The organism is Thiorhodococcus minor (genome assembly GCF_010820565.1).
In the GTDB taxonomy this organism is placed as follows: domain Bacteria; phylum Pseudomonadota; class Gammaproteobacteria; order Chromatiales; family Chromatiaceae; genus Thiorhodococcus; species Thiorhodococcus minor.
Window position 1 is genome coordinate 1 of sequence record NZ_JAAIJQ010000269.1, and the last position, 1,107, is coordinate 1,107.

The window sequence follows — 1,107 nt, forward strand, 5'->3', positions numbered from 1 at the left end:
TCGACCAAGTGGATGCCCAGTCGGGCGCAGATCCCCTGCAGCGTCTTGGCGCGATAGGCCGGGCCGTTGTCGATCACGAGCTTCACCGGCAGGCCGCGTTTGAGCACCGCTTGCTTGAGCACCGCCTCGATGTCGAGCGCCGTCTCGCCGGGACGGAAGGCCGAATGGGCGATCAGGCGTGAGGCATCGTCCATCAGCGAGACCAAATACGCCTTGCGCAGAGTCCCCGCCATGGGTACGCGCGGGCCGTGCATCACATCGCCATACCAGATGTCACCGGCGTGCTCGGTGACGAACGTGCGTCGCTCCTCTGGCTCTCACGCCGCTCCACTCGGGCGTGAGAGCCCGTGGGCCTGTAACAGGCGGTGCACGGCCGAGCGCTTGAGCGCTCCGGCCGCGACCTGCCCCCGACGCTCGAGCAGGCGGCAGAGACGGTCGATGCAGCGGCGCGGATGCTCGCGCTTGGCCGCCAGGATCGCCTCTTGGACCTCAGGCGCGATCTTCGACTGCCCCCGGTCCGCGCGTGCCTTGGGCGCGAGCGCCTCGATCCCGCCGCGCTGCCAGGCGTAGTACCAGGCCTCAATCGTCTTCTCGCTCAGGCGCGTGTGGTGCGAGCCGGGGATGGCGTAGTGACGTTCAGCGAGCTCACGCAGCGTCGCCTTGGGCTCGCCGCGTGGCAACTGGGCGCGGCTGACCAGCGGACCCAGCACCGAGTAACGGAACAGGGCCACGGGATGGATATCGTGCATCGCGATCTCCTCATGTCTGAAAGGAGAGCACAGGAGACCCTGGACGCCGCCCCAGGGGCAGGGGCAAGTGCTGTGGGACGCGACAGCACCGCGCCGGGCGCTGTCCCGCGCGCGGCTCGCTTCAGGCCATCACGGGACAGCGACCCCCATCCGCTCGACCCACCCCATCGCCTCGCTCAAGCGCAGGCTCTGCAAGCACAGCGACCAGAACGCCTGCCAGCCCGCCGCTCGGCCCAGCTCGGCAAAGCGGCTGCACAGATGCAGGCGATGCACCGTGAATCGGCTCCGAACATCAGCCAGCCCAGGGTGCCCTTGAGTCCGACGAGCGTGAAGGGCGTATAGGTCCCGGCGATCAGCA

The 1,107-nt window shown here is 68.7% G+C and carries 3 protein-coding genes; all 3 read right to left on the reverse strand.

Annotated features, from left to right (window positions below; genetic code table 11):
- Positions 1–254, reverse strand: a 254-nt coding sequence (locus tag G3446_RS27810; protein ID WP_209262667.1) for an integrase catalytic domain-containing protein, incomplete at its 3' end; no start/stop codon positions are given.
- 63 nt (positions 255–317) lie between these two features.
- Complete coding sequence (locus G3446_RS27815) at positions 318–749, reverse strand: helix-turn-helix domain-containing protein (protein ID WP_209262668.1); 432 nt, start codon at positions 747–749, stop codon at positions 318–320.
- A 129-nt stretch (positions 750–878) separates the two neighbouring features.
- Positions 879–1,107: hypothetical protein (locus G3446_RS27820; protein ID WP_209262669.1), on the reverse strand; the 229-nt coding region annotated here is incomplete at its 5' end.